General features: G+C 65.8%; 20 protein-coding genes. 10 read left to right on the top strand and 10 right to left on the bottom strand.

Annotation, left to right across the window (positions count from 1 at the left end):
* Window positions 1–30 precede the first annotated feature (30 nt).
* The gene (locus tag ACZ5EF_RS07800) at window positions 31–1,959 is read left to right on the top strand and encodes an EAL domain-containing protein (protein WP_346060671.1); all 1,929 of its coding nucleotides are present in this window, start codon (window positions 31–33) and stop codon (window positions 1,957–1,959) included.
* 7 nt (window positions 1,960–1,966) lie between these two features.
* On the opposite strand, the gene ACZ5EF_RS07795 is transcribed toward ACZ5EF_RS07800, so the two are convergent.
* The 6 genes from ACZ5EF_RS07795 to ACZ5EF_RS07770 form a co-directional block, all read right to left on the bottom strand.
* Window positions 1,967–2,290: a tryptophan synthase subunit beta like protein gene (locus tag ACZ5EF_RS07795; protein WP_346060672.1), complete on the bottom strand. Its 324-nt coding sequence runs from the start codon at window positions 2,288–2,290 to the stop codon at window positions 1,967–1,969.
* Between the two features lie 109 nt (window positions 2,291–2,399).
* Window positions 2,400–8,636 carry a retention module-containing protein gene (locus tag ACZ5EF_RS07790; protein WP_464123223.1) on the bottom strand — a complete coding sequence of 2,079 codons (6,237 nt, stop codon included), beginning with the start codon at window positions 8,634–8,636 and terminating at the stop codon, window positions 2,400–2,402.
* 172 nt (window positions 8,637–8,808) lie between these two features.
* Window positions 8,809–9,417, bottom strand: a complete 609-nt coding sequence (locus ACZ5EF_RS07785; RefSeq protein ID WP_346064028.1) for a response regulator transcription factor — start codon at window positions 9,415–9,417, stop codon at window positions 8,809–8,811.
* A gap of 2 nt (window positions 9,418–9,419) precedes the next feature.
* Entirely contained in the window at window positions 9,420–10,844 is a 1,425-nt protein-coding gene (locus tag ACZ5EF_RS07780) for an HlyD family type I secretion periplasmic adaptor subunit (RefSeq protein WP_346064027.1), read from the bottom strand.
* The gene (locus ACZ5EF_RS07775; protein WP_346064026.1) at window positions 10,844–12,994 is read right to left on the bottom strand and encodes a type I secretion system permease/ATPase; all 2,151 of its coding nucleotides are present in this window, start codon (window positions 12,992–12,994) and stop codon (window positions 10,844–10,846) included. Before ACZ5EF_RS07775 ends, ACZ5EF_RS07780 begins: the two co-directional genes overlap by 1 nt.
* Window positions 12,995–13,047: 53 nt before the next feature.
* The gene (locus tag ACZ5EF_RS07770) at window positions 13,048–14,856 is read right to left on the bottom strand and encodes a TolC family outer membrane protein (protein WP_346064025.1); all 1,809 of its coding nucleotides are present in this window, start codon (window positions 14,854–14,856) and stop codon (window positions 13,048–13,050) included.
* 286 nt (window positions 14,857–15,142) lie between these two features.
* Here ACZ5EF_RS07770 and ACZ5EF_RS07765 point away from each other — a divergent pair, with 286 nt between their 5' ends.
* Both ACZ5EF_RS07765 and ACZ5EF_RS07760 read left to right on the top strand, forming a co-directional pair.
* The gene (locus ACZ5EF_RS07765) at window positions 15,143–15,424 is read left to right on the top strand and encodes a hypothetical protein (protein ID WP_346064024.1); all 282 of its coding nucleotides are present in this window, start codon (window positions 15,143–15,145) and stop codon (window positions 15,422–15,424) included.
* Between the two features lie 16 nt (window positions 15,425–15,440).
* Complete coding sequence (locus ACZ5EF_RS07760) at window positions 15,441–16,379, top strand: 2-dehydropantoate 2-reductase (RefSeq protein ID WP_346064023.1); 939 nt, start codon at window positions 15,441–15,443, stop codon at window positions 16,377–16,379.
* A gap of 9 nt (window positions 16,380–16,388) precedes the next feature.
* On the opposite strand, the gene ACZ5EF_RS07755 is transcribed toward ACZ5EF_RS07760, so the two are convergent.
* Entirely contained in the window at window positions 16,389–16,865 is a 477-nt protein-coding gene (locus ACZ5EF_RS07755) for a YbhB/YbcL family Raf kinase inhibitor-like protein (protein WP_346064022.1), read from the bottom strand.
* Window positions 16,866–16,978: 113 nt separating this feature from the next.
* Here ACZ5EF_RS07755 and ACZ5EF_RS07750 point away from each other — a divergent pair, with 113 nt between their 5' ends.
* From ACZ5EF_RS07750 to ACZ5EF_RS07720, 7 genes are all read left to right on the top strand, one after another.
* Window positions 16,979–17,545 (top strand): thioredoxin family protein, encoded by a 567-nt coding sequence (locus ACZ5EF_RS07750; RefSeq protein ID WP_346064021.1) that lies wholly within the window; start codon window positions 16,979–16,981, stop codon window positions 17,543–17,545.
* Window positions 17,542–18,030 (top strand): LabA-like NYN domain-containing protein, encoded by a 489-nt coding sequence (locus ACZ5EF_RS07745; RefSeq protein ID WP_346064020.1) that lies wholly within the window; start codon window positions 17,542–17,544, stop codon window positions 18,028–18,030. The genes ACZ5EF_RS07750 and ACZ5EF_RS07745 overlap by 4 nt, the downstream gene beginning before the upstream one ends.
* Before the next feature lie 128 nt (window positions 18,031–18,158).
* Entirely contained in the window at window positions 18,159–19,358 is a 1,200-nt protein-coding gene (locus tag ACZ5EF_RS07740; RefSeq protein ID WP_346064019.1) for an alcohol dehydrogenase catalytic domain-containing protein, read from the top strand.
* Entirely contained in the window at window positions 19,355–20,416 is a 1,062-nt protein-coding gene (locus ACZ5EF_RS07735; RefSeq protein ID WP_346064018.1) for a proline racemase family protein, read from the top strand. Before ACZ5EF_RS07740 ends, ACZ5EF_RS07735 begins: the two co-directional genes overlap by 4 nt.
* Window positions 20,413–20,829, top strand: coding sequence for a VOC family protein (locus tag ACZ5EF_RS07730; RefSeq protein WP_346064017.1), 417 nt, complete (start codon window positions 20,413–20,415; stop codon window positions 20,827–20,829). Before ACZ5EF_RS07735 ends, ACZ5EF_RS07730 begins: the two co-directional genes overlap by 4 nt.
* Before the next feature lie 124 nt (window positions 20,830–20,953).
* On the top strand, window positions 20,954–22,087 hold the full coding sequence (locus ACZ5EF_RS07725; RefSeq protein WP_346064016.1) for a TauD/TfdA family dioxygenase: 1,134 nt from the start codon (window positions 20,954–20,956) through the stop codon (window positions 22,085–22,087).
* A complete protein-coding gene (locus ACZ5EF_RS07720) occupies window positions 22,088–22,675 on the top strand; it encodes an HD domain-containing protein (protein WP_346064015.1) in 588 nt (195 codons plus the stop codon).
* Window positions 22,676–22,708: 33 nt separating this feature from the next.
* On the opposite strand, the gene ACZ5EF_RS07715 is transcribed toward ACZ5EF_RS07720, so the two are convergent.
* From ACZ5EF_RS07715 to ACZ5EF_RS07705, 3 genes are all read right to left on the bottom strand, one after another.
* Complete coding sequence (locus ACZ5EF_RS07715) at window positions 22,709–23,629, bottom strand: LysR substrate-binding domain-containing protein (RefSeq protein WP_464123212.1); 921 nt, start codon at window positions 23,627–23,629, stop codon at window positions 22,709–22,711.
* Between the two features lie 270 nt (window positions 23,630–23,899).
* Window positions 23,900–24,256: a TfoX/Sxy family protein gene (locus ACZ5EF_RS07710; RefSeq protein ID WP_346064013.1), complete on the bottom strand. Its 357-nt coding sequence runs from the start codon at window positions 24,254–24,256 to the stop codon at window positions 23,900–23,902.
* Window positions 24,257–24,269: 13 nt separating this feature from the next.
* The gene (locus ACZ5EF_RS07705) at window positions 24,270–24,992 is read right to left on the bottom strand and encodes a lipoyl protein ligase domain-containing protein (RefSeq protein ID WP_346064012.1); all 723 of its coding nucleotides are present in this window, start codon (window positions 24,990–24,992) and stop codon (window positions 24,270–24,272) included.
* Window positions 24,993–25,003: the final 11 nt, after the last annotated feature.

Raw genomic sequence — 25,003 nt, 5'->3', positions numbered from 1 at the left:
CCACGGCATATCGGCTAGCGAGGTGCTCCCATGTCACTGATCAAGCAGCTCTGGCTTATCGTCGGTCTGGTACTCCTGCTGGCCTTCGGCGGCAGCCTGATCATCGGCCTCACCGCCACGCGGCACTATATCGAGCAGGAAGTGCGCATCAAGAATGCCGATAATGCCAATGCCCTGGCGCTGAGCATGTCCCAGCTCGACAAGGACCCGGTGATCATCGAGCTGCTGCTGGCGGCCCAGTTCGACACCGGCCATTACCGCCGCATCACCCTGGAGAGTGCCAGCGGCGAGCCGATCGTGCACCGCGAGGCCGACGAACATATCGATGAGCTTCCCCGCTGGTTCGTGGAACTGGTGCGCTTCGAGGTGCCCCCCGGCCGCGCCGTGGTTCAGGACGGCTGGCGCCAGTACGGCACCCTGACCCTGGCCAGCCAGCACAGTTACGCTTATCACACCCTATGGCGCAGCAGCCAACACCTCGTCGGCTGGTTCCTGCTGGCGGGTCTGCTCAGCGCCCTGTTCGCCTGGTGGATCGTGCGCGGCATCCAGCGTCCCCTGCAGGCCACGGTGGCCCAGGCCCAGGAGATCGGCGAACGCCGCTTTACCACCCGCCAGGAGCCACGCACCCGGGAGCTTCGCGAAGTGACCGCCGCCATGAATCGGCTCTCCTTCCAGGTACGGGAGATGCTCACCGAGGAGGGAGAGAAGCTCGATCGCCTGCGCCACCGCCTGCAACTCGATCCCCTGACCCAGGTGACCAACCGCGAGCATTTCATGCAGCACCTTCAGGTCAGCCTGGAGAGCGAGCGTCGACGCGCCCACGGCCACCTCGCCCTGATTCGGGTGGGGGAGCTGGCCACCTTCAATGAGCGCCTGGGCCATGCGCGAGTCGATGGCCTGCTGAAGGAGCTGGGCCAGGCCCTGAAGCAACTGACCGACAGCGAGGAAGGCGCGCTCGGTGGTCGTCTCAATGGCAGCGACTTCGCCCTGCTGCTGCCCTGGGAGGATGATGCCGATGCCATGGCCAAGCGCCTTGCCGCCACCCTCTATCCCTTGGCCGATGCCGCCGACGGCATTCCCCTGCCCATGGCGATCGCCCGCCTGACGCCAGATACCCGGCGGGCCGAACTGCTGAGCCGCCTGGATGCCGGCATCGCCGAGGCCGAGGCCCTGGGCCCCAGGGCCCATACCATCGATACCTGCGAGGCCCCTGCTCCCTTGTTCACCAACCATGAGCAGTGGCGCCAGGCCCTGACCGCCGCCCTCGATGGCGGCGTCTATCTGGCCCACTATCCGGTGCTGACCCCCGAGGGGGAACTGCTCCACCACGAGTGCCCCTCGCGACTGCGCCTCCTGGGGCATTGGCGGGGGCCGAACCTCTTTATGCCCTGGATTCGCCGCCTGGGGCTACACGCCCGGCTCGACCTGGCCGTGGTCACCCAGGCCCTGCGCGAGATCGGCCGGGACGGCCAGCCCCGGGGTATCCACCTGTCGCTGGAAGGCATCAGCGACAGCCACCTGGTCGGCCAGTTGCAGCGCCTGCTGACGACCCATGCCGAGGCTAGCCGGGCGCTGTGGCTGGAGCTGCCCCAGGTCGCGGTGGAGCATCGCCTGGAACGGGTCCGCGACCTCTGCCAGGCGCTACGTCCTTATGGCTGTCATATCGGCCTGGAACACGCCGGTGCCGGCCTGGCGCGACTGGCCGACCTGCAGGACCTGGGGCTGGGCTATATCAAGCTGGACGCGAGCCTAGTGGGTGCCATCGACCATAGCCAGGAACGCCAGACCATCGTGCGCGGCATGGTGACCCTGTGCCGCTCGCTAGGCATCCTGGCCATCGCCGAGGGGGTCAGCACCCATGAAGAGCGGGACACCCTGATCGAGATCGGCGTCCATGGTCTCACCGGCCCGGACATCCGCGACCCGCGCCATGAACTGGAGGACGATAGCGATGATTGAGCGTCGATCAGATGATGCCATCTTCCTCATCGTCGAGCAGGTTGACGCTATTGAGCCGGCGACGCAGCGACTGCCGGGTCAATAGCTTGTCCCGGGCCGCATCGGGCAGGTCGGTGAAGCTGATCACCCCCTTCTCCATCAGCACCTGGATCAGGTCCTCCAGCACCCGGACCAGCTCCAGGTCCGACTCCAGCATGGGATCCCGACCCTCCTCCCGGCCCAGGAAGCGATCCAGCTCGGGGTCATCCCCGGGCAGCCACTCCCGACACTCGGGGGTCGCCTCGCGGCTGACCCTGCACAAGGCCCCCGTCTCATCCCGGCTCACATACATGGCACCCTCCTCGCCTTGGATTATCCAGCCCTGGCTTTAGCATAACCCAATATAAAAAAACCGTGCCCGCAAGGCGGGCACGGCGGTGGGTTCCTCTCGAAAAGTCGGGCTATTCGATATCGAGCTGATTATTGCTCTGAAGGTCAGCAATCGTGGTTACGATCCCTTCAAGCAGTATCGTCTGGTCGGCGGCACTCACATCTCCCTCAGTCATACCCCCAGTCGTGCTGATATGCAGCGTGGTATTAACCCCGTCATCCGTGGCCTGGAGATATGCCGGGTCAACTTCATCACCCATACTGGAAAGAATATCCGAGAAATCCAATTTATCGGCATCGACATCGCTACCGAAGTCGCCGAGGGTGAAGTCCGTTACTTCGTCCTCTGCCGGATCGCTATCGGTTCCCTCGTCGCCGAGGTTCCAGACGAAGGTATCTGCACCCGGGCCACCCCAGAGGATATCGTCTCCAGCACCGCCGGTCAGAGTGTCATCTCCACCTCCTGCAAACAGGAAGTTGTCTCCACTGTCTCCTACCAAGTCGTCATTACCACTGGTACCCAGGATATCCGCCTCTGCGGGAGCTGCCGTCACCTCGATGGTGCCGGTGGCAGTATCACCATCCGTATCCGTAAGAATGGTATCGAAACTAAGGTCCACCGGGTCACCGGTGTCACTTTGCGAAACCTTGAGATCATTAAGAGAGAACTTTCCATCAGTATCCAAAATCTTCTCATGGTAGATTTCTATACTATCGTATCCATCTGCCGAGAAGGTGACAACATCATAGTCGGCACCAAGACCAGAAACCGTCACTTCTCCGCCACCCGAAGAGAAAGTGATTCCATTTACCTCACCATCAACACCATTCCAGGTAGCAACCAAACCCCCTTGATCATTATAAACCTCGACTTTAGAGATGATGTCCTTAACATCATTCGAAAGATCATTGTCCAAAGGACTATTGGCATCAAAAACCCCCAACCTCAATGAGGCCGTGGAACCACCTGCTATCTGATCGATACCGAACCTGAAGCCATTTATCGTTTCCTTCCCATCGATGACAAAGGTATCATCATTCCCATTACCAGTGCCTTTATCGTCATTTCCAAATCTTCCAAAATCGACTCTCAGTCCATCTCCAGTATCGATAAACTGAGAGTCGACACCTACGTCATCAGAGTCACTATTGATAGTGCCAGCACTCCCTAGCGGCGTGAACAAGATCTCGAGATCTGAGTCAACATCGGATGATTCCACGATCTTGAATGACGAATTTCCGGCCTCCCCAGTTCCAGAGAGGTCCTCAAATGAAACACCGAAGCCATTATCGATGGTGCCGACCATAGTAAGCGTATACTCATCAAACGCATCATCGATATCAGCAGTGAAGACGGTATTTCCGGGATCAACACCTCCTTCTGTATCAGAGGTTGAGGCTGTCAGTGTTTTTCCGTCAGCCGACACATAGTAGTTGATCACCAAACCATTTGACGTAAATCCGCTATCACCCTCCTGCGCAGCATCGAACGTCACATTAGTTGACGACCCGCCATAATTATCAGCCCCTAGTGCACTTAGGGTATTAAGAGACTCAGTCACCGAGCTGCCGGAATTATTATTGAGTATTCCGCTGGTCGGCATAAAGTCGATCGGCACGTCATCCACAACTTTCGGGTTGACCGCACCCACGGCGGTATCGCCGTCGCTATCGGTCGCCACGACATTCACCGAGCCCAAATCCAGGGTGTTCTCGTCATTGCCGGACAGGTGCTGGAAGTTGTCCGCCAGCGTCGCCGTGACCTGCACCGTGCCGGCCGCCAGATCGACGCTCGACAGACTCAGCGTAATCGCCGTGACCCCGCCAATCTGGCCGACAATCTCGCTATCGCTGTTGCGTACCCAGACCACTTCATCGCCGGCCACGCCATCGGTGTTGGTGGTCAACCCCGACAGGTCGGTGCTGAACGCCATGCTCACCAGGGCATCACTGCCCAGCGTGAAGCTCAGCGTATCGCTGTCGCTCAGCGCCTCCTTGGTGGTATCCGAGCCGTCTGCCAGGTCGTCCTCGTCGACCGTCAGCATGATGCCGTTGGCATCCTGCGGATCATCACCATCCGTAATGCTGATGGCCTTGCTGGCCTCGTCGGTATCGCCGTCGCCGTCGGTGATGCGGTAGCTGAACGAGGCATCGACGTCGCCACTGCTGTTGTCGACACTATCCGCCGGGGTGAAACTCCAGCTGCCGTCGGCGTTGAACACATAGTCACCAACACCAGCAACGCTGAAGCCGAAGTCGCCACCGCCGAAATCCGTCCCACTGCTGAGGGCGACGAAGCCGCTGCCCAGATCCACATGAGTAACCGTTGCGCCGTCCGCACCTTCGGTGTCATTGGTCAGCAGGTTGCCACTGATGGCCGCATCCCCTTCGGTCAAGACCGACGGCGACTCGTCCACCGCATCCGGCACGTCGTCCACCACTTTCGGATTGACCGCACCCACGGCGGTATCGCCGTCGCTATCGGTAACCACGACATTCACCGAGCCCAGATCCAGGGTGTTCTCGCCATTGCCGGACAGGTGCTGGAAGTTGTCCGCCAACGTCGCCGTGACCTGCACCGTGCCGGCCGCCAGATCGACGTTCGACAGACTCAGCGTGATCGCCGTGACGCCGCCAATCTGACCGACGACCTCGCTGTCGCTGTTGCGCACCCAGACCACTTCATCGCCGGCCACGCCATCGGTGTTGGTGGTCAACCCCGACAGGTCGGTGCTGAACACCATGCTCACCAGGGCATCACTGCCCAAGGTAAAGCTCAGCGTATCACTGTCGCTCAGCGATTCCTTGGTGGTGTCCGAACCGTCCGCCAGGTCGTCCTCGTCGACCGTCAGCATAATGCCGTTGGCATCCTGCGGATCATCACCATCCGTAATGCTGATGGCCTTGCTGGCCTCGTCGGTATCGCCGTCGCCGTCGGTGATGCGGTAGCTGAACGAGGCATCGACGTCGCCACTGCTGTTGTCGACACTATCCGCCGGGGTGAAACTCCAGCTGCCGTCGGCGTTGAACACATAGTCACCAACACCAGCAACGCTGAAGCCGAAGTCGCCACCGCCGAAATCCGTCCCACTGCTGAGGGCGACGAAGCCGCTGCCCAGATCCACATGAGTAACCGTTGCGCCGTCCGCACCTTCGGTGTCATTGGTCAGCAGGTTGCCACTGATGGCCGCATCCCCTTCGGTCAAGACCGACGGCGACTCGTCCACCGCATCCGGCACGTCGTCCACCACTTTCGGATTGACTGCACCCACGGCGGTATCGCCGTCGCTATCGGTCGCCACGACATTCACCGAGCCCAGATCCAGGGTGTTCTCGCCATTGCCGGACAGGTGCTGGAAGTTGTCCGCCAACGTCGCCGTGACCTGCACCGTGCCGGCCGCCAGATCGACGTTCGACAGACTCAGCGTGATCGCCGTGACGCCGCCAATCTGACCGACGACCTCGCTGTCGCTGTTGCGCACCCAGACCACTTCATCGCCGGCCACGCCATCGGTGTTGGTGGTCAACCCCGACAGGTCGGTGCTGAACGCCATGCTCACCAGGGCATCACTGCCCAGCGTGAAGCTCAGCGTATCGCTGTCGCTCAGCGCCTCCTTGGTGGTATCCGAGCCGTCTGCCAGGTCGTCCTCGTCGACCGTCAGCATGATGCCGTTGGCATCCTGCGGATCATCACCATCCATAATGCTGATGGCCTTGCTGGCCTCGTCGGTATCGCCGTCGCCGTCGGTGATGCGGTAGCTGAACGAGGCATCGACGTCGCCACTGCTGTTGTCGACACTATCCGCCGGGGTGAAACTCCAGCTGCCGTCGGCATTGAACACATAGTCGCCGACCCCGGTGACGCTGAAGCCGAAGTCACCGCCGCCAAGGTCTGTCCCACTGCCGAGGGTCACGAAACCGCTGCCCACGTCGACATGGGTGACCGTCGCGCCGTCCGCGCCTTCGGAGTCATTGGTCAGCAGGTTGCCACTGATGGCCGCATCCCCTTCGGTCAGGACCGACGGCGACTCGTCAACGGCCACCGGACCGTCGTCGAGCACATCGATGGTCAGGCTGGTGTCGTCGGTGTCACCGTCGCTGTCGGTCACCGTGACCGCGAACACATCCTGGATACCCTCGCTGGTCCCGGTGCTGGTGTCGTCCGGATGGTCCGTGGTGTTGTCGTCCAGCGTGTAGGTCCACTCGTAGACCCCGGCATTCAGCATCACCGTCAGGGTGCCGTAGGTGCCGTTGACCACCCCCCCATTGGTCACATCGACTCCGCCCACCACCAGTGAGGCCGTGGTATCGGTGCCGCTGTGGGTGATGTTGAAGCTGCCGCTGACGCTCTCCGCCGGGCTGCCCGGGTTGCTGCCATCGTCCAGTGCCGCCTCATCGACCTGATTGCCGCCTTCGGCATCCACCACGGAGATGCTCGGCACGGAATCGGGGGCAATGGTCAGGTTGACCGTCGCCGTGGCGGTGTCGCCGTCACCGTCGGTCAGGGTATAGGTGAAGCTGTCGGCACCTTCCTCACCCGGATTCGCGGTGTAGGTGAAGGTGCCATCGCCGTTGTAGATCACGCTGCCCTTGCTCGGGCCGCTGGCCACGGCGATACCGGTCGTCAGGTCGACGCCGTCGGCACCGGCGGTGTCATTGGCGAAGACATCGATATCGACGCTGCCGTCCTCGGGCACCTCGCCGGCCACGCTATCGTCGACGGCGATCGGGCCGTCATCAAGCACATCGATGGTCAGGCTGGTGTCGTCGGTGTCCCCGTCGCTGTCGGTCACCGTCACCGAGAACACGTCCTGGATCCCTTCGCTGGTCCCGGTGCTAGTGTCGTCCGGATGGTCCGTGGTGTTGTCGTCCAGGGCATAGGTCCACTCGTAGACGCCGGCATTCAGCGTCACCGTCAGGGTGCCGTAGGTGCCGTTGACCACCCCGCCATTGGTCACATCGACGCCGCCCACCACCAGTGAGGCTGTGGTGTCATCACCACTGTGGGTGATATTGAAGCTGCCGCTGACGCTCTCGGCCGGGCTGCCCGGGTTGCTGCCATCGTCCAGTGCCGCCTCGTCGACCTGGTTGCCACCCTCGGCATCCACCACGGAGATGCTTGGCACGGAATCGGGGGCGATGGTCAGGTCGACCGTCGCCGTCGAGGTATCACCGTCACTGTCGGTCAGGGTATAGGTGAAGCTGTCGACACCTTCCTCACCCGGATCCGCGGTGTAGGTGAAGGTACCATCGCCGTTGTAGACCACGCTGCCCTTGCTCGGGCCGCTGGCCACGGCGATACCGGTCGTCAGGTCGACGCCGTCGGCACCGGCGGTGTCATTGGCGAAGACATCGATATCGACGCTGCCGTCCTCGGGCACCTCGTCGGCCACGCTATCGTCGACGGCGATCGGGCCGTCGTCGAGCACATCGATGGTCAGGGTGGTACTCGCAGTATCCCCATCGCTGTCGGTCACCGTGACCGAGAACACGTCCTGGATCCCCTCGCTGGTCCCGGTGCTGGTGTTATCCGGATGGTCCGTGGTGTTGTCGTCCAGGGTGTAGGTCCACTCATAGACCCCGCCGTTCAGCGTCACCGTCAGGGTGCCGTAGGTGCCGTTGACCACCCCGCCATTGGTCACATCGACGCCGCCCACCACCAGCGAGGCTGTGGTGTCATCACCACTGTGGGTGATATTGAAGCCACCGCTGATGCTCTCCGCCGGGCTGCCCGGGTTGCTGCCATCGTCCAGTGCCGCCTCGTCGACCTGGTTGCCACCCTCGGCATCCACCACCGAGATCGTGGGGAGGGACTCTTCCTCCAGCAGTTGCGGCTCTCCGAGCCCGCCCTCGGGGCCTCCGGCCAGGCCGACGCCGTACTGGTAATTCAGCGGATCGACGCCTTCGGTGATACGCGCCAGGCGAATGAAGCCATGGCCACCACCGGCGCCATCCCCCCCAGCGCCGGCGCCCGCGGCAGTGTCCTCGAGGATATCCAGCAGATCGATATCATCGTCCTCGAGTGCCGCCAGCAACGCCTCGACCTCATCGTCCTGGACGCTGGCCTGCTCGGCATCCACCTCGGCGCCGGGAACCAGCTCGGCCTGCATCAGCACTTCCTGGCCGGGCTCGATCACCACCAGGCCGGCCTCGCCGCCCCCGAAGTCGAGATCGACGCTGCCGTCATCGGAGGTGATCACCACCTCGCCTTCCTGGAGCACGTCGCCGGGACGCAGTTCGCGAAGGTTACCCTCGGCGTCTCGCGCCCAGGCCTGTCCGGTTACCGAGAGAACGACTGCGATGCTCATGGCGCTGCCTCCTGCATTAGCCATTGATTAGCCCGGAGCCGGATACGGCCCCGTAAGGCTTGCCGACAACTGTCGGCACTTATCTCAAAGCTAGGAGAGGGGGAGGTATCGGAGTATTGGACTGTGGTACAGGGTAACCAAATGTTTCTTTATGTTTGTTTACCCAGGGGCCTCAGGTGGTCTCCAGATGCCCGGAGAGTTTGAGGATCAGCTGCATGCGGTCGCGCACGCCGAGCTTGCGGAAGGCGGCCCCCAGATGGGCTTTGACGGTGCGCTCGGTAATCGCGAGGGCCCGGGCCACCTCCTTGTTGGTGTGGCCGGCGGCCACCGCCAGTACCACGTCCCGCTCCCGGGCGGTCAGCTCGGCCAGCACGCCGGCCTGATCCGCCAGGCCGCCCCCCAGGGCGCGGAAGGTCGCCCCCACCACCTCGGTGAGCAGCTCCGGCCCGACCCAGAGCCCATGATGCATGGTGACCAGTGCCACCTCGTGAAGCAGCTCGATGGAGCCGAGAGCATGGGCATAGCCACGGGCCCCGGCCCCCAGGGCCTGAAAGGCCTCTTCCTTGCGAGGCAGCCAGGAGAGCACCACGCAGATTACCCCCTGCTTCACCAGGGTCTCCACCAGGGGGAGCCAGGCGTCGTTATCGCCGAGTACCCAGGCATGGTCGCCCTTGCCGAGACGACTCGTCGCCTCAGTGGCCGATAGCGTCCAGCCGTCGGGGAAGGCGTGATGCCAGCGCGGCAGGGTTGAGCGCCCCGATACCACCAAGACATGTCGCATGGTCAGCGCTCCGTCATCGCATTGCCCATCCCGCGCAGCACCGGCTTGAGCAGGTACTCCATGATGGTGCGCTGCCCGGTGCGGATATCCACCTGGGCGGTCATCCCGGGAATGATCGGCATGTCCGCCGCCCAGTCCGCATCCTCGGTGCGCACCCTGACCAGGTAGAAGGTATTGCCATCGTCATCGGTGATGGTATCGGCACTGATATGCTCGAGCTGAGCATCGAGCCCCCCATAGATGGAAAAGTCATAGGCCGTCAGCTTGATAAAGGCGTCCTGCCCCGGGTGCAGGAAGGCGATATCCCGGGGGGCCACACGGGCCTCCACCAGCAACTGATCGCCGGTGGGGATGATCTCCACCACGTCCTGCCCCGGCTGCGCCACGCCGCCCAGGGTGGTGATATGCAGTCGCTGCACGACCCCGGCTACCGGCGACCGCAGCTCCGCCAGGCGCACCCGGTCGGCCAGGCCGGCGCTGCTCTCATCCAGTGCCGAGAGCTCCTCCATGGCCTGGCCAAGCTCATTACGCCACTCGCCCCGCCGCTCCAGGGTAATCTCCCGCAGCTGTGCCTCGGCCTCCTCCACGGCCGCCGCGAGACGCGACACCTGGGCACTGGCCTGGCTGCGTTCGCCGCTGGCCCGGGAGACCTCGCGACGCAGGCGAATCACCTCCACCTCCGATACCGCCCCGGTCTGCAGCAGGGGCTGGGTCATATTGAGCTCCTGGCTGGCCAGGCCCAGATCCCGGGAGGCGGCATTGAAGCGCGCCCGGGCCTCGTTGAGTTCCTCGCGACGCTGGGTCAGGCGATCGCGCACGATGCCTTCCTGCTCACGCAGCTCGGCTCGACGCCCCTCGAACAGTTCTCGCTCGCGCTGCACCAGGTCGGGCGCCTCCTGTACCAGTTCCGGCGAGGGGCGGAAGATATCGTCCGCCACCAGGGCACGCAGTCGTTCCGCCCGCGCCTGCAGGGCCCATATCCGGGCCTGGTTCTCGCGAAAACTGGAGGCATAGCGAGTCGGGTCGATGCGCATCAGCAGTTGTCCGGCCTCCACCCGCTGGCCCTCGGCCACCAGGATCTCCTGCACCACGCCGCCGTCATAGGACTGCACCCGCTGCAACTGAGACGAGGGAATGATGCGCCCATCGCCCTTGGTCACCTCATCGATCTCGGCCAGGGTCGCCCAGATCACCAACCCCACCAGCGCCACCACCACCAGATAGAGGAAGGCCCTGGCCCGTAACGGCTCCTGCTGCATGCGCGCCCAGTCGGCGTCGCTGGCCCAGTCGCGATTGAGATGCGCCGATGAGACCCAGCGTGAAAACAAGCGGTCGATCAGCGGCCGGAAGGGCTTGCTGCCTCCCTCACTGAGACGACCGATGCGCTCGAAACCGCGCTGCTCGAGGGTTGGCTTGCGCTCTGCCATCAGCGTGCCCTCCCGATCTGTCCGCTGCGCAGGGCGACCACCACCTTGTCCTTGGGCCCGTCCGCCACCACCTTGCCGGCATCGATAACGATAATGCGCTCCACCAGCGCCAACAGCGAGGTACGGTGGGTCACCACCACCAGGGTCTTGTGCTCGGCCAGGCCTTCAAGGCGCGCCTTGAAGGCCTCCTCGCTGGCATGGTCCATGGCACTGGTGGGCTCATCCAGCAGCAGGATGGTCGGGTCGAGGACCATGGCCCGGGCGATGGCCACGCTCTGACGCTGGCCGCCGGAGAGCGACTCGCCCCGCTCCCCTACCGGCATATCCAGCCCCAGGGGATGGCGATTGACCAGTTCGGTGAGTCCCGCCACCTCCAGGGCCTGCTGCAGCACCTCGTCGCTCACTCCTTCGCTGCCGGCCCCGGCGATGATGTTGTCGCGCAGGCTGCCAAAGAAGAGGCTGACATCCTGGGGCACATAGCCGATATGCCGGCGCAGATCCATGGGATCCCACTGGCGGATATCCACCCCATCCACGCTCACCGCCCCCGCCGTGGGCTGGTAGAGCCCCAGGATCAACTTGTCCAGGGTCGACTTGCCGGAACCGATCCGCCCCAGCAGGGCGACCTTCTCGCCGGCACCGATCTTCAGCGAGACGTCGCGCAGTGCCTCCTGAGCCTCCTCCGGGTAGCGGAAGCTCACCTTGTCGAAGGCGATCTCGCCGCGGATCACCGGGCGGCTGATCAGGTGGCGGCCTTCCTCGCGCTCCTGGGGCTTCTCCATCACCTGGTCGAGGCCCGCCAGGGCCGTGGAGGACTGATGGTACTGCGCCAGCAGCGACGCGGCCTGGCTGATCGGCGCCATGGCCCGGGAGGAGAGCAGGTAGGCGGCGATCAAGCCGCCCTGGCTCAGTTCCCCGGCGATGATCAGGTAGACCCCGATGATGATCACCGCCACCGCCACCGTATGCTGGGCCCAGAGGGCGACGCTGGAAACCGAGCTGCTCAGCAAGCGCAACTGGGCCGAGGTCCGCGACAGGAAGGCGGTGGTCTTCTCCCACAGCCCCTGGATCCGTCCCTCGGCGCGCAACGCCTTGACGGTCTCCAGGTTGGAGACCGACTCCACCAGGCTGGCATTGCGCTGGGCGCTGACCCGCCAGGTGGTCTCGGAGAGCTCGTGCATGCGGCCCTGGGCGGCCAGCGCGTAGAGCAGCACGAAGAGTGCACCGATGGCGATGGGGATCACCAGGGGCACGCCGATGATCGCCACGATGCCGGCGAACAGCAGCACGAAGGGCAGGTCCACCAAGGCCACGACGGTGGCGGAGCCGATAAAACCGCGCACCGCCTCGAAGGAATGCAGGGTCGCGGCGAAGGAACCGGTGGAGGCCGGCCGCGCCTCCATGCGCATGCCCAGTACCCGCTCCATGATATGGCTGGAGACCTTGACGTCGGCGCGACTGGCGGCCAGGTCGACGAAGGCGCTGCGCATCAGGCGCAGTGCCAGATCGAAACAGAGCACCACGAAGACCCCGGCCGCCAGGGCCCAGAGGGTCTCGGTGGCCTGGTTGGGCACCACCCGGTCGTAGACGTTGAGCACGAACAGCGGCATGGCCACGGCGAAGAGGTTGATCAATACCGAGCCCACCAGCACGTCCCGGTAGAGGCGGCGATTCTCGGCGATCACGCCCCAGAACCAGTGTCGGCCCCGTAGCCGCTTGACCTCGGGCCCCCGGGCATCGAAGCGGAAGCTGGGGCGCACATAGATGGCCCGCCCGCTATAGCGCGCCTCCAGCTCGTCGAGCCCGATCTCCGTGGCGGCTTCCCCCAGTTCGGGGAAGATCACCTCGGCACGCCGCGCCTTCACGTCCAGGGAGACCAGCACGCAGGCCCGGTGGGGCTCGAGCAACAGCACCACCGGGAACAGGGCCGGATTGAGGCGCACCAGGGCACAGCGGGCCTGGCGCGCCGCCAGCCCCGCCCGCTTGGCCGCCCGCGGGAAGACCCCGGGGGTCAGCTCGCCGTTCTCCAACGGCAGGCCGGCCACCAGGGCCTCGGTCACGACCTCATGGTCGTGGGCGCGCGCCACGACCCTGAGACATTCGGCCAGATCGCCACCGGCGAAACGGAACCACTTCTCGTCACTGGTCACGGCTTATCCTTACTCGTTGCGGCGAAGAACCTCCCTGTCTGCCGATCCCTCGACTATTCGTCGAGGCGCTCCAGGGTGATCTCCACCCGGCGGTTGGCGCGCCGCCCTTCCACCGTGGCATTGGTGGCCACCGGCTGATGGGAACCGTAACCGCGGGTCTCCATCAGGCTCGCCGGGACCCCCTGACTGGCCAGGTAGCCGGCCACGCTGTCGGCGCGACGCTGGGAGAGCGGGTCGTTGATCGCATCGTTGCCGGTGGTATCCGCATGGCCGGCGATAAAGACCCGGCGCAGATCACTACGATCACGAATCTGGGCCGCCAGGCCATCCAGCTCGCCGCGGGCCGCCGGGCTGAGTTCAGCGCTATTGATGGCGAAGAGGGTATCCGCCGACAGGGTGATATCCGGCGCCCGGGTCGGGGCCGGGACATTCATGCCGGCCACCAGGTCGTCCAGGCTGTAGCTGGTGGGCGCCTGTACCGGACAGATATCCTCGGGGCTCAGGCTGACGCCATCGCTGCCCAGATCGGCCAGGCTCGGCAGGCCCTCTCGGGTAATGCCCAGGGCCGGCAGCAGGCTCCCCATGGCGGCCAGGGTACGGGCGTGAGCCAGGGCCAGGTCGTACTGGGCATTGGCATAGGCGCGGCTGGCCTCGAAGTACTCGTTCTCGGAGTCCAGCACATCGAGCAGGGTGCGCTGGCCAATATCGAACTGCTGCTGGTAGGCGCCTCTGACCCGGTCGATGGACTGACGATGCTGATTGAGGAATTCCATCTGCTCGCGGAGTCGCCGGGTGTCGTTATAGGCGATCTGGGTGGTCTGGCGCACATTGGTGCACTCCAGGTCACGCAGGTCCATGGACTGCTCGAGCAGGTCACTGGTGCGCCGGAACTCCGCCAGGTCGCTGCCGCCGCGGAAGAGGTTGATGCTGGCCACCAGCTCCACCACGGTATGGTCGCGACGTCCCGCCACATCGTCCAGATTGTTGGTCCCGTGGCGGGCGCGGAAATCGAGCCGGGGATGGAAGCCGGAACGGGCGCCCTCACGCTCGGCGCGGGCCGCGGCGATGTTCTCGATGGCGGCATGGAAGTTGGGATTGCCCTCGTAGGCCATCTGCACCGCCTCGGCCACCGAGGGTGGCATGCCGTCATCCAGACCCGGCGCCGGGGCCAGGTTATCCGCCGGCAGCTCGCCGACGATGCGCAGATAGCGGGCGCTCACATCGTGCAGGTTGGAGGCCTCGGTGAGCAGGTTGGACTCGGCCAGTGCCAGGCGCCCGCTGATCTGTTGCAGGTCGACACCACGCCCGGCCCCGGTGCGCACCCGGTCCTCGATCTGATTGAAGACCCGCAGGTGCTCGCCGTAGTTGTCCCGGGCCAGGGCGACCAGCTCGCGGAAGCGCTGCACGTCGAGATAGGCGCGGGTCGTTTCCAGGGCCACCTCCTCGCTGGCCCCAAGCAACTCGTAGTAGCGCACCAGCTTGGCGCGATCGAGCTGCTCCACGGCACTGCGGGTGGCGAAACCGTCATAGAGCATCTGGGTCAGGGAAATCTCGGCGAAATCCGACGAGAAGCTGCCTCGGCCATCCCCCTCACGGGCCTCGCGGCCAATGCCCCCGACCAGGTCGACGCTGGGAAAATAATTGCCCCGTGCCACCCCGACCTCGTCCATCGCCGCCTGGAAGCCGTTCCAACTGGCCTGCACCTCGGGATTGGTATTGATGGCCCGCTGGGCCGCCTCGGTGAGGTTGCCTGCCGTGCTCTGGGCCAGAGCGGAGACGGTCACACCGCTCAGGCAGGCCGCCCCAACGGCCAGCACCAGACGCTTTATCGGAATCCCTTGAATCGACATGAAGGTTTTCATGGTCGTGCCCCTTGTGCATCAACGCATCTGCAAGTGGTGGAGTGATGATGCGGCATGCCTCCCGAAGCATCTCCATGCTCCGAGAGACACGCACTTTTTTGTAAGCAAACGTAACTCTTCTTGCACTCTAGTCGATGTACCGAAGACCCGCCAAGAAATCGCTGTGCTCTGGCCCAACGCCAGGCATCGCCTGAGGGCACCGCCCGGAGGCCCGATGACGACTGACGCCACCAGCGCACCATGGTATGGTTAAGTCGTTATTCCCGCGCTTAAGGAGCGTACTCACATGTCGGCCTCTGAAATTCAAAAGACTCGTGTCATCAATGAGCTACGCAGCTTTATCAAGAAGCTGCTGGAGGACCCCAAGATCCTCGAGCAATCGCTGGTGGTGGCCCGCAAGCATCTCAGCGAGGGCAACGACAAGGATGTGATGGCGCGTATCGCCAATGAGATCTCCGACACCACCAGCGTGCATATTCCCGAGGATCCCAGCGAACACTCGGAAGCGGACAAGCTCTACCTGGAACTGCTCAAGGAAGTGATCAACGAAGAGCAGGCTCTCTACTAAGGGACGAGGACGCAGTATGCGCTTTGCGATCTACGGCAGTGGTGGAGTCGGCGGCTACTTCGGGGGCCGCCTCGCCGAGGCCGGCGAAGACGTCACCTTTATCGCCCGCGGCGATCATCTGGCGGCCATGCATCGCGACGGCCTCAAGGTGTTGAGCCCCCAGGGCGACTTCCTGATCTCACCGGCCCAGGCCTGCGAGAATCCCGCCGACGTCGGCCCCGTGGATTGTGTGCTGGTGGCGGTCAAGGCCTGGCAGGTGGCCGAGGTCGCCGAGGCCATGGCCCCCTTGGTGGGTTCCGAGACCCTGCTGCTGCCCCTGGAGAACGGCGTGGAGGCCAGCGACCACCTCGCCGCCCGCTGGGGGCGCGAGCGGGTGCTGGGCGGGCTCTGCGGCATCCTCGCCTACCGCGAGGCCCCCGGGGTAATCCGCCACGCCGGGGTCGAGCCCTTCCTGCGCTTCGGCGAACTGGACAACCGTCCCAGCGAGCGTACCCGGCGCCTCAAGGCGGTCTTCGAGGCGGCCCGGGGCGTCAGCGCCGAGATTCCCGACGATATCCAGGCGGCCATCTGGAGTAAGTTCCTGTTTATCTGTGCCATGAGCGGCGTGGGGGCGGTCACCCGGGCGCCCATCGGCATCAGCCGGACCCAGCCGGAAACCCGCCGGATGCTGGAAGCGGTGATGGAAGAGATCTGCGCCGTGGCCAAGGCCCGCGGCATCCGCCTGTCCCAGGATGCGGTCACCCGCGCCATGAAATTTATCGACAGCATGCCGGAGACCAGCACCGCCTCCATGCAGCGCGATATCGTCCGTGGCCTGCCTTCGGAGCTCGACTCCCAGAATGGCGCCGTGGTGCGCCTGGGCCATGCCACCGGCGTCGCCACGCCGGTCAATGAGGCGATTCATGCGGCCCTGCTGCCCCAGGAGCGTCGCGCCCGGGGCGAGCTGAATTTCTAAGCGTCCACCTCAATCCCGGCGATAGCGCCCCACCAGGCGGTTCATGCCCAAGAGGTGGGGCTCGATCCGCGCCAGCAACTCGTCCAGGCGCAGGCCCGCCGGCAGGTCCAGGTCCACGTCCAGGGCCAGCACCCAGAAGTAGTAATGGTGTTCCCCATGGCCCTGCGGCGGCATGGGGCCCCCATAGCCCGGCAGGCCGAAATCGTTGACGCCGGGGGTGCCCGCGGTGGACGCCTCCGCCAGTTGGGTCGTCTCCGCCGGCAGGTTATAGAGCACCCAATGCACGAAGCCATAGCCCCCATGCTGGACCAGGGGCGCATCGGGATCGTGGCAGAAGAGCGCGAAGGCCCGGGTGCCCTTGGGCACGTCTTCCCATAGCAGGGCGGGCGAGATGTCCTCCCCTTCGCCGCTATGCTTGCGGGGAATCGCCTGGCCGGGACCGAAGGCGGGGCTGCTCAGGGTCAGGGACGAGAGGGCGAAGGGCATGGCGCAAACCTCCTCTAACAGGACGCTGTCACCAGCATCGTCGCCTTCGCGGTCGGCATCAAGCTCGAGGGATCTGATAGGCTGTCTCCATCCCCCGCCAGAGGAGTGACATCATGGCCAAGACCGCCTCCCGAATGATCGACCTCGGCAGCGCCCTGCCCCACTTCCGCCTCGCCGACCCCGAGGGCGAAATCACCGAACGCGAAGACTTCCTAGGCCGCCCCCTGCTGGTGGCCTTTATCTGCAATCACTGCCCCTTCGTCAAGCATATCGCCGACGCCTTCGCCGAGCTCGCCCGGGAGTACCGGGCCAAGGGGCTCGGCGTGGTGGCCATCAACAGCAACGACTCCCACGCCTACCCGGACGACGACCCCGAATCGATGCGCGAAGAGGCCCGCGTCCGGGACTATGACTTCCCCTACCTGGTGGACGACACCCAGGCGGTGGCCCGGGCCTTCCAGGCCGCCTGCACCCCGGACTTCTTCCTCTTCGACGCCGACCATCGCCTGGCCTACCGCGGCCAGTTCGACGACAGTCGCCCGAGCCAGGAGCCCCCGGTGACCGGCGCCGACCTGCGTGCCGCCATCGAGGCGGTGCTGGCGGGAGAGGCGCCGAGTCCCGACCAGCGCCCTTCCCTGGGCTGCAATATCAAGTGGAAGGCCAACGGGGACACCCCATGACCCCCGTCCTGCTGCTGGTCGATGTGCAGAATATCTACTACACCACCCGCCAGGCCTATCGGCGCCACTTCGACTACAACGCCTTCTGGGCCCAGGCCACCCGGGGACGCCGCGTGACCCGGGCCATCGCCTACGCCATCGACCGGGGCGACGAGAAGCAGCGCCAGTTCCAGAACATCCTCCGGGGCATCGGCTTCGAGGTGCGTTTGAAGCCGTTTATCCAGCGCGCCGATGGCTCCGCCAAGGGCGACTGGGACGTGGGCATCACCCTGGATGCGATGCTCCATGCCGAGGAGACCGAGGTGGTGGTGCTGGCCTCCGGGGATGGCGACTTCGCCCTGCTGGTGGACCACCTGCGCCAGGCCCGCGGCAAGACCGTGGAGGTCTATGGGGTGCCACGCTTTACCGCCCAGGCCCTGGTCCAGTCGGCGAGCCGTTTTATCCCCATCGAGGCACCCCTGCTACTCGGCTCGCCCGGCCGCTGAGCCGGCCCGGCGGCGAGACAAAAAATTCCCGGCGAATCCGCCCCACAAACCGAAAAAATCCCCATCGGTGCGTCTGAGCCGCTCTGCTATCGTCAGCAGGGAACTCCCCCTATTCAGGAAGCACGCCGATGCACGACACCCCCTCTCCCGAGGCGATTCCCGCCACCATGGCCGCCATGGTGCTCACCGGCCATGGCGACGTGGACAAGCTGGTCTATCGCGACGACGTTCCCGTCCCCACGCCGGGGCCGGGCGAGGTGCTGGTGCGGGTCACCGCCACCGCCAAGAACAACACCGACCGCAAGGCCCGTGAGGGGCTCTACCCCACCAAGGAGAAGGGCGAGGTGACCTCCTTCGCCATGGGCGGCGAGCCGACCCTGACCTTCCCGCGCATCCAGGGCGCCGATATCGCCGGCCGCGTGGTGGCGGTGGGCGAGGGCGTCGACGCCGCACGCATCGGCGAGCGCGGCCTGCTCGACTTCAACCTCTACCCGGATGCCCGGCGCGATATCAATCTGACCCCGGACTATTACGGCCACGGCGCCGACGGCGGCTATGCCGAGTACGTGGCCCTGCCTGCGGACCAGTTCCACCGGGTGCCCAACCCGGAACTCCGCGATGCGGAGCTCGCCGCCATGGGCATGTGCTCCTACCAGACCGCCTACCATATGATGACCTCGGCCAGGGTCGCGAGCGGCGAGCGGGTCCTGGTCAGCGGCGCCAGCGGCGGCGTGGGCACCGCGCTGATCCAGCTGTGCCGCATCGTCGGGGCGATTCCCTATGCGGTGAGCCAGCCGGAGAAGGCCGAGGCGCTCAAGGCCCTGGGCGCCGAGGCGGTGATCGACCGCGGCGACCTGCCGACCTTCGTCGGGCGGGTGCTCGCCGCCACCGGCGGCGCCCCCATCGATGCGGTGATGGACCTGGTCGGCGGCGAGATGACCGACCGCTTTATCGACACCATGATCCAGGACATGACCGCCCGCACCAGCTACCCGCGGCTCTCCATCGCCGGGGCCAGCGGTGGCAATGTGAGCGAGATCATGTGGACGCGCATCTACCTCTACCAGGTGCAGATCTTCGGCGTCTCCCACGGCACCCGGGAGGAGGCCGAGCAGTTGATCGCCTGGATCCGCGAGGGCCGGCTCAAGCCGGTGCTGCATGGCGCCTTCCCGCTCTCCGAGCTGCACGCCGCCGAGCGCTACTTCGTCAACCGCGGCAGCAACTTCCTGGGCAAGATCGTGATCGTTCCCGACGCCCAGTGGGACGAGCACGGCGCCCCCTTCGCCCTCGCCTCGACCACCTCCTCAACTCAGGAGCCGTCCGCATGAGCCGGCCGCTGACCTTCCAGATGATGGACACCCACGCCGGCGGCGACGTCAGCCGCATCGTGCTGGGCGGCATCGGCCCGCTGCCCGGCGCCACGGTGCGCGAGCAGATGCACTACCTGCGCGACGACGCCGACGGCCTGCGCCAGCTGCTGCTCTTCGAGCCCTACGGCATCCCCGAGATGTCGGTGGACCTGATCGTGCCGGCCACCGACCCGGAGGCGGCGGCGGGCTATATCATCATGGAGGTGATGGGCTACCCCATCTATTCCGGCTCCAACACCATCTGCACCGCCACGGCGGTGCTGGAGGCGGGCATCGTGCCCAAGCGCGAGGGCGTCCAGCGCTTCAAGCTGGAGGCGCCGGCGGGCCTGGTCGCTATCGAGGCCAAGGTGGAGAACGGCGTGGTGGAGGCGATCACCTGCGAGGGGCTGCCCAGCTATATCGACACCCATCGGGCATCGATCCATGTGCCGGAGCTGGGTGACGTCACCTACTCGGTGGCCTACAGCGGCGGCTTCTACGCCCTGGTGGAGGCCGCCGAGCTGGGCTTCGACCTGACCCGGGACGAGGAGCGCCGGCTGGCCGACTGCGCCCACAAGATCGTCGAGGCGATCCAGGCCGAGCGGGGCTTCTCCCACTACACCCTGGGCGACGTGGGCCCCCTGCCCTTCCTGCACTTCATGGGCCCGGTGGAACGGGTCGCCGACGACTTCTACCGCTCCCGCTCCACCACCTATGTGCACCCGGGGGTGATCTGCCGCAGCACCACCGGTACCGGCACCTCGGCGCGCCTGGCGCTGATGCACCACGAGGGGCGCATCCAGCCCGGCGACCGCCTGGAGACGGTTTCCCTGCGCGAGACCGGCTTTATCGGCACCTTCACCGGCACCCATCAGGCGGGCGAGCACAGCGTGGTGGAGAACACCATCACCGGCAAGGGCTATGTGCTGGGGCATACCCAGGTGGTGGTCAACTGCGACGACCCCCTGGTGGAGTGCGCCGGCCTGCGCCATATTCTGGAGGATGACCGGCCGGATACCCGACAGGAGGCGCCATGACCCTGCCCATCCGCGGTATCGACCATCTGGTGCTGCGTATCCGCGACGAGAAGGCCATGCTGGCCTTCTATATCGAAGCGCTGGGCTGTGAGCTGGAGAAGCGCCAGGACGAGCTCGGCCTGATCCAGCTGCGCGCCGGCGACGCCCTGATCGACCTGGTCCCCGTGGACGGCCCTTTGGGCCGTCGCGGCGGGCCGGCCCCGGGGCGCGAGGGCCATAACCTGGATCACTTCTGCCTGCGCCTGGCGCCCTTCGACGAGGGGGCGATCCGGGAGCATCTCGCCGTCCATGGCATCGAGGCCGGCGACACCCAGCGCCGCTATGGCGCCGAGGGTTACGGCCCCTCCCTCTATCTGCAGGACCCGGAAGGCAATACCGTCGAGCTCAAGGGGCCGCCCGAGGCGGAAGCATAGGAAAGAGGCATAAGAAAATTGCATACCGAGGGATAAGGGACCGGCCCTAGTCCGGCCTTGGCTCGTCCGTCACCATGCCAGCGATCGCCAGCATGATGACCCGAGCCAACCGAGGAAGCCCGACATGTCCGTCCGCCATGCGTTCGTCATTCACGAGCAACCGCCATCGATCGTCCTCGACGACGGGGAGCGACCACGGGAACTCAGCCCACTGTGGCTACGCGAACGGACCCAGGCGCCCGACCAGTTGGAGCCGATGACCCAGCAGCGCCTGTTCGACTCCCACGCCATCGATGCGGCGCTGACGCTCGAAAGTGCCACCCCAATCGACGAGCACCATGCGACACTTGCGTTCAGCGATGGCCATCGCGAGACCTATGATCTCCGCCGGCTGGCCGCCGAACTGGACGGCACCACGCGCTTCCCGGCCGCCGAGCCCTGGGACGCCAGCCTGGATCAGGCGCATGTGCGCTTCGACTGGCGGCGGGTGCTCGAAGAGCCAAACGTCTTCCGCACCTCCCTGGAAGCCTACCTGCGCTACGGCTATCTCATTCTGCATGGCGTGCCCACCGACCCCGAACGCATCCTTCAGGTCGGCGGCCACTATGGCTACGTCAAGGAGACCAACTTCGGCCGCTACTTCGAGGTCTACTCGCGGCCGAGCGGCAACGACCTGGCCTATCGCAGCGTGGCGCTGGGCCCGCATACCGACAACCCCTATCGCAATCCGGTGCCGGGCATCCAACTGCTGCACTGCCTGGTCAACGAGACCCGCGGGGGGCTCTCGACCCTGGTCGACAGCCTCAAGGTCCTCGAACGGCTACGTGAGGAAACACCCGAGGGCTACGCGCTGCTCAAGACCCTCCCGGTACGCTTCCGCTTCATCGATGCCGGCACCGAGCTGGTCACCCACCGCACCATGATCCAGAGCGACGACGACGGCCATCCTACCGGGGTCCACTACAGCCCGCGCCTGGACGCCCTGCCGCTGCTCTGCGATGCCCAGACGCGGCTGTTCCACCGCGCCCGCCAGCGGCTCGGCGAGCTGTTCTCGGACCCGGCCTACCAGGTGCGCTTCGCTCTCGAGGCCGGCGAGCTGATGCTGTTCGACAACAGCCGCGTGCTGCACGGGCGCACCGGCTACGACGCCAACGAGGGGCATCGCCACCTGCAGGGCTGCTATCTCGACACCGACGGCCCGCGCGAGCGCTTCGCGAGCCTCTTGAAACACCGTGATTCGATCGAGGAGGTCGCCTGAATGGAACAGGTCGCGTTCCGACAGATGAAGGAGGGCACCCGGGAAGAGTACGTCTTTCTCGAGGGCCTGGAAGCCGAGTTCAACCGGGGCCTGGTGGATCGCCTGCTGCGGGCGCTGCGCCACCTGGAACACGGCCTGAGCGGCTACCGGGTCTCACGGCTGGAGCATTCGCTGCAGTCCGCCGCCCGTGCCGAGGCCGACGGCGCCGACGAGGACATGATCGTCGGCGCCCTGCTGCACGATCTCGGCGACGAGCTGGCACCCTACAACCACTCCCAACTGGCCGCGGCGATCATTCGCCCCTATGTGCGCGGCGAAGTCACCTGGGTGGTGCACCACCACGGCCTCTTCCAGAAGGTCTACTACGCCCACCACTTCGGCGAGGACCCGCATGAACGGGACCGTTACCGGGATCACCCCTGGTACCAGAGCTGCGTCGACTTCTGCGAGCGCTACGACCAGGCCGCCTTCGACCCGGACTACCCGACGCCGCCGCTCGAGCACTTCGAGCCGATGCTGCGCCGGGTGTTCTCGCGCCCGCCCTTCGATCCGGCGGTGATCGGCGAGGAGCATCCGCTGGAAGCGTAACGCGCCATCCCGGATTCGACGCCAACGCCCCCGTCAGGCATTGGCCCCCGACGGGGCGCGATGGACGGCGTCGAGCAGCCAGTCGCCGATCGGCTCGACCAGCGCGCTGCGGTGATGCTTGACGCTGAGCCAGTAGCCATAGTCCTGGCGCATCACCCGGGGCCCCAGGGCGATCAGCTCGCCGCTGGCCAGGTAATCCTCGACGAGGAGCGACCAGCCCAGCGCCACGCCCTGGTGAGCCAGGGCGGCATTCAGCAGCAAGGCGTAGTTATGGTAGGAGAAGGCGTCCTCCTCCGGCGTCAGGCTCAGGCCGGCCTGCCGGCACCACTGTGCCCAGTCGAGCCAGCGCGGATCCTTGATGTCCTGGTGCAGCAGCGACAGCCGCGTCAGGTCAGAGGCCGTCAGGGTGCCCGCCAGGCCATGCTCGCTGGCGTAGTCGGGGCTGCAGACGGGGAAGACCGCCTCGCTGGCCACCCGCCGTCCCGGCTCCTGCGCCATATAGGGGCCGAAGCGGATGGCGATATCGGCGGCCTGCAGGGCGGGGTCATCGGCCCGATCGGTAGGCAGCAGCTTGAAGGTGAAATCCGGAAAGGCCCGCTTGAGCGCCGGCAGCCGCGGCCGCAGCCACAGGTGCATAAAGCCCGAGCCGGCGGCGATCGCCACCGCGGGCGGGGGGCGCTCACCGTGGCGCATCAGCCGCTCGCAGGCCTGGCGGATCTCCTTGAGGCCGGGGGCGATCTCCCGATGGAAGCGTTCGCCCTGGGCGCTAAGGGTCAGGCGCCCTCCCTTGCGATTGAACAGCGGTAGCCCCAGGTGCTCCTCCAGCACACGAATACGCTGCGATATCGTCGGCTGGGTGGTGCCCTCCTCCTCGGCGGCCGCCGTCATCGAGCCAAGACGGGCCGTGGCCTCGAAGGCAATCAGCGCTCGCATGGAAGGGGGACTCTGACTCATGGAGGGGGACCTTAGCGTTATTCCATGGGGGCCAAGAACCGCCCCCTATCGGCAAGGGCTCGCAGCCCGTCGGGAAGGATTATCGCCGACGGGAGGGCCGTTACGCCATGGGAGGCGCCTCGGCCAGACGTGCCAGCAGCTCGGGCAAGGCCGATTCGACCCGCGCCTCCGGCACCACCTGGCCGAGGGCGATATGGCTAGCCGGCGAGAAGCGTTCGGGGTCATGGTGGGCGGCTTGCTGCGCGAGGGCAACACCGGCCCGGCCGAGGACTAGCGGCGTCCACCCCCGCCCCGCGTTTCCTTGCCCGCCCTAGCGCGCAAGGCGGCGTCGAAGGCCCGCCGCGCCCAGTCGGCGGCCAGCGCCTCATCCTCGAAGATCGCCTCCGGGGCCTGGTAATAGGACATCTGCACCGGCCGACCGCCCTTGACGTAAACGAAGGGCTCGAGTCCCTCCGCCTCGAAGGCACCAACGCTGTGGGTATCCGCCTTCAGGTAGAGGATCTCGTCGGCCACCAGCGCAAACATCAGGCCATCGTGGTAGATGCCGTAGCCACCGAACATCCGCCGCGCCGTGATCGGCCCGAAGGCGGAAAAGACGTCCCCAAGGTAGTCGGTATAGTCACTCACGGCGCATCACCTCTTAGGCGTCCTCGGTCAGACGTGCCAGCAGCTCGGGCAGGGCCGCCTCGACCCGCGCCTCCGGCACCACCTGGCCGAGGGCGATATGGCTAGCCGGCGAGAAGCGTTCGGGGTCATGAATGGCGGCCTGGAAGGCGTTGACGACCCCTACCAGGGCCTCCGGGGTCTCCCCCGCCTGCATGGCGCCATGAGCCAGCATCGCCATGTCCTTGCTGCCCCGCACCCGCCGCCAGCGCTGGGCGGTACCCACCAGCTTGCGCTCGCCGATACGTACATTGAAGCGCCCGTCGCAGTAGGCCCCCGGGGCCGCTCCCAGGTTGGCCTCGGCCACTCCCAGGGCACGCAACCAGTCGCACCAGGGGTCGCCCAGGCGGTGATAGCCCCACTCCAGGTGGGCGGCGGAGCTCGTGACCCGGCAGCGCAGCGCCAGGGCCACGTTAATCACCGCCGGACATTGCGGCACCGGGGTACCGCCGGTGGAACGGAACCGGATCGGCCAGCCCCGCGCCGCGAGCGCCACCCGCGCCTCGGGAAAGCCTTCCAGGCGCTCGTGACGACGCGGCATCACCAGGGCGCGATCCTGGGGCGACCAGGCCACCAGGCCGACGTCGCCCTCGCCCTGGCAGATCGACTCCAGCAGCGCCTCCTCCAGGGCCAGGCCCTCCGCCACGCTGGGGCGCCGCAGGGCCAAGGGGTCACTTTCCAGGGGGAAGGCGTGGGTCATGGGTCAGGCTC

It is taken from the genome of Bisbaumannia salifodinae (assembly GCF_055388505.1).
The sequence above is the reverse complement of the archived record's forward strand: the minus strand, read 5'-3'. Positions and strand labels throughout refer to the sequence as shown.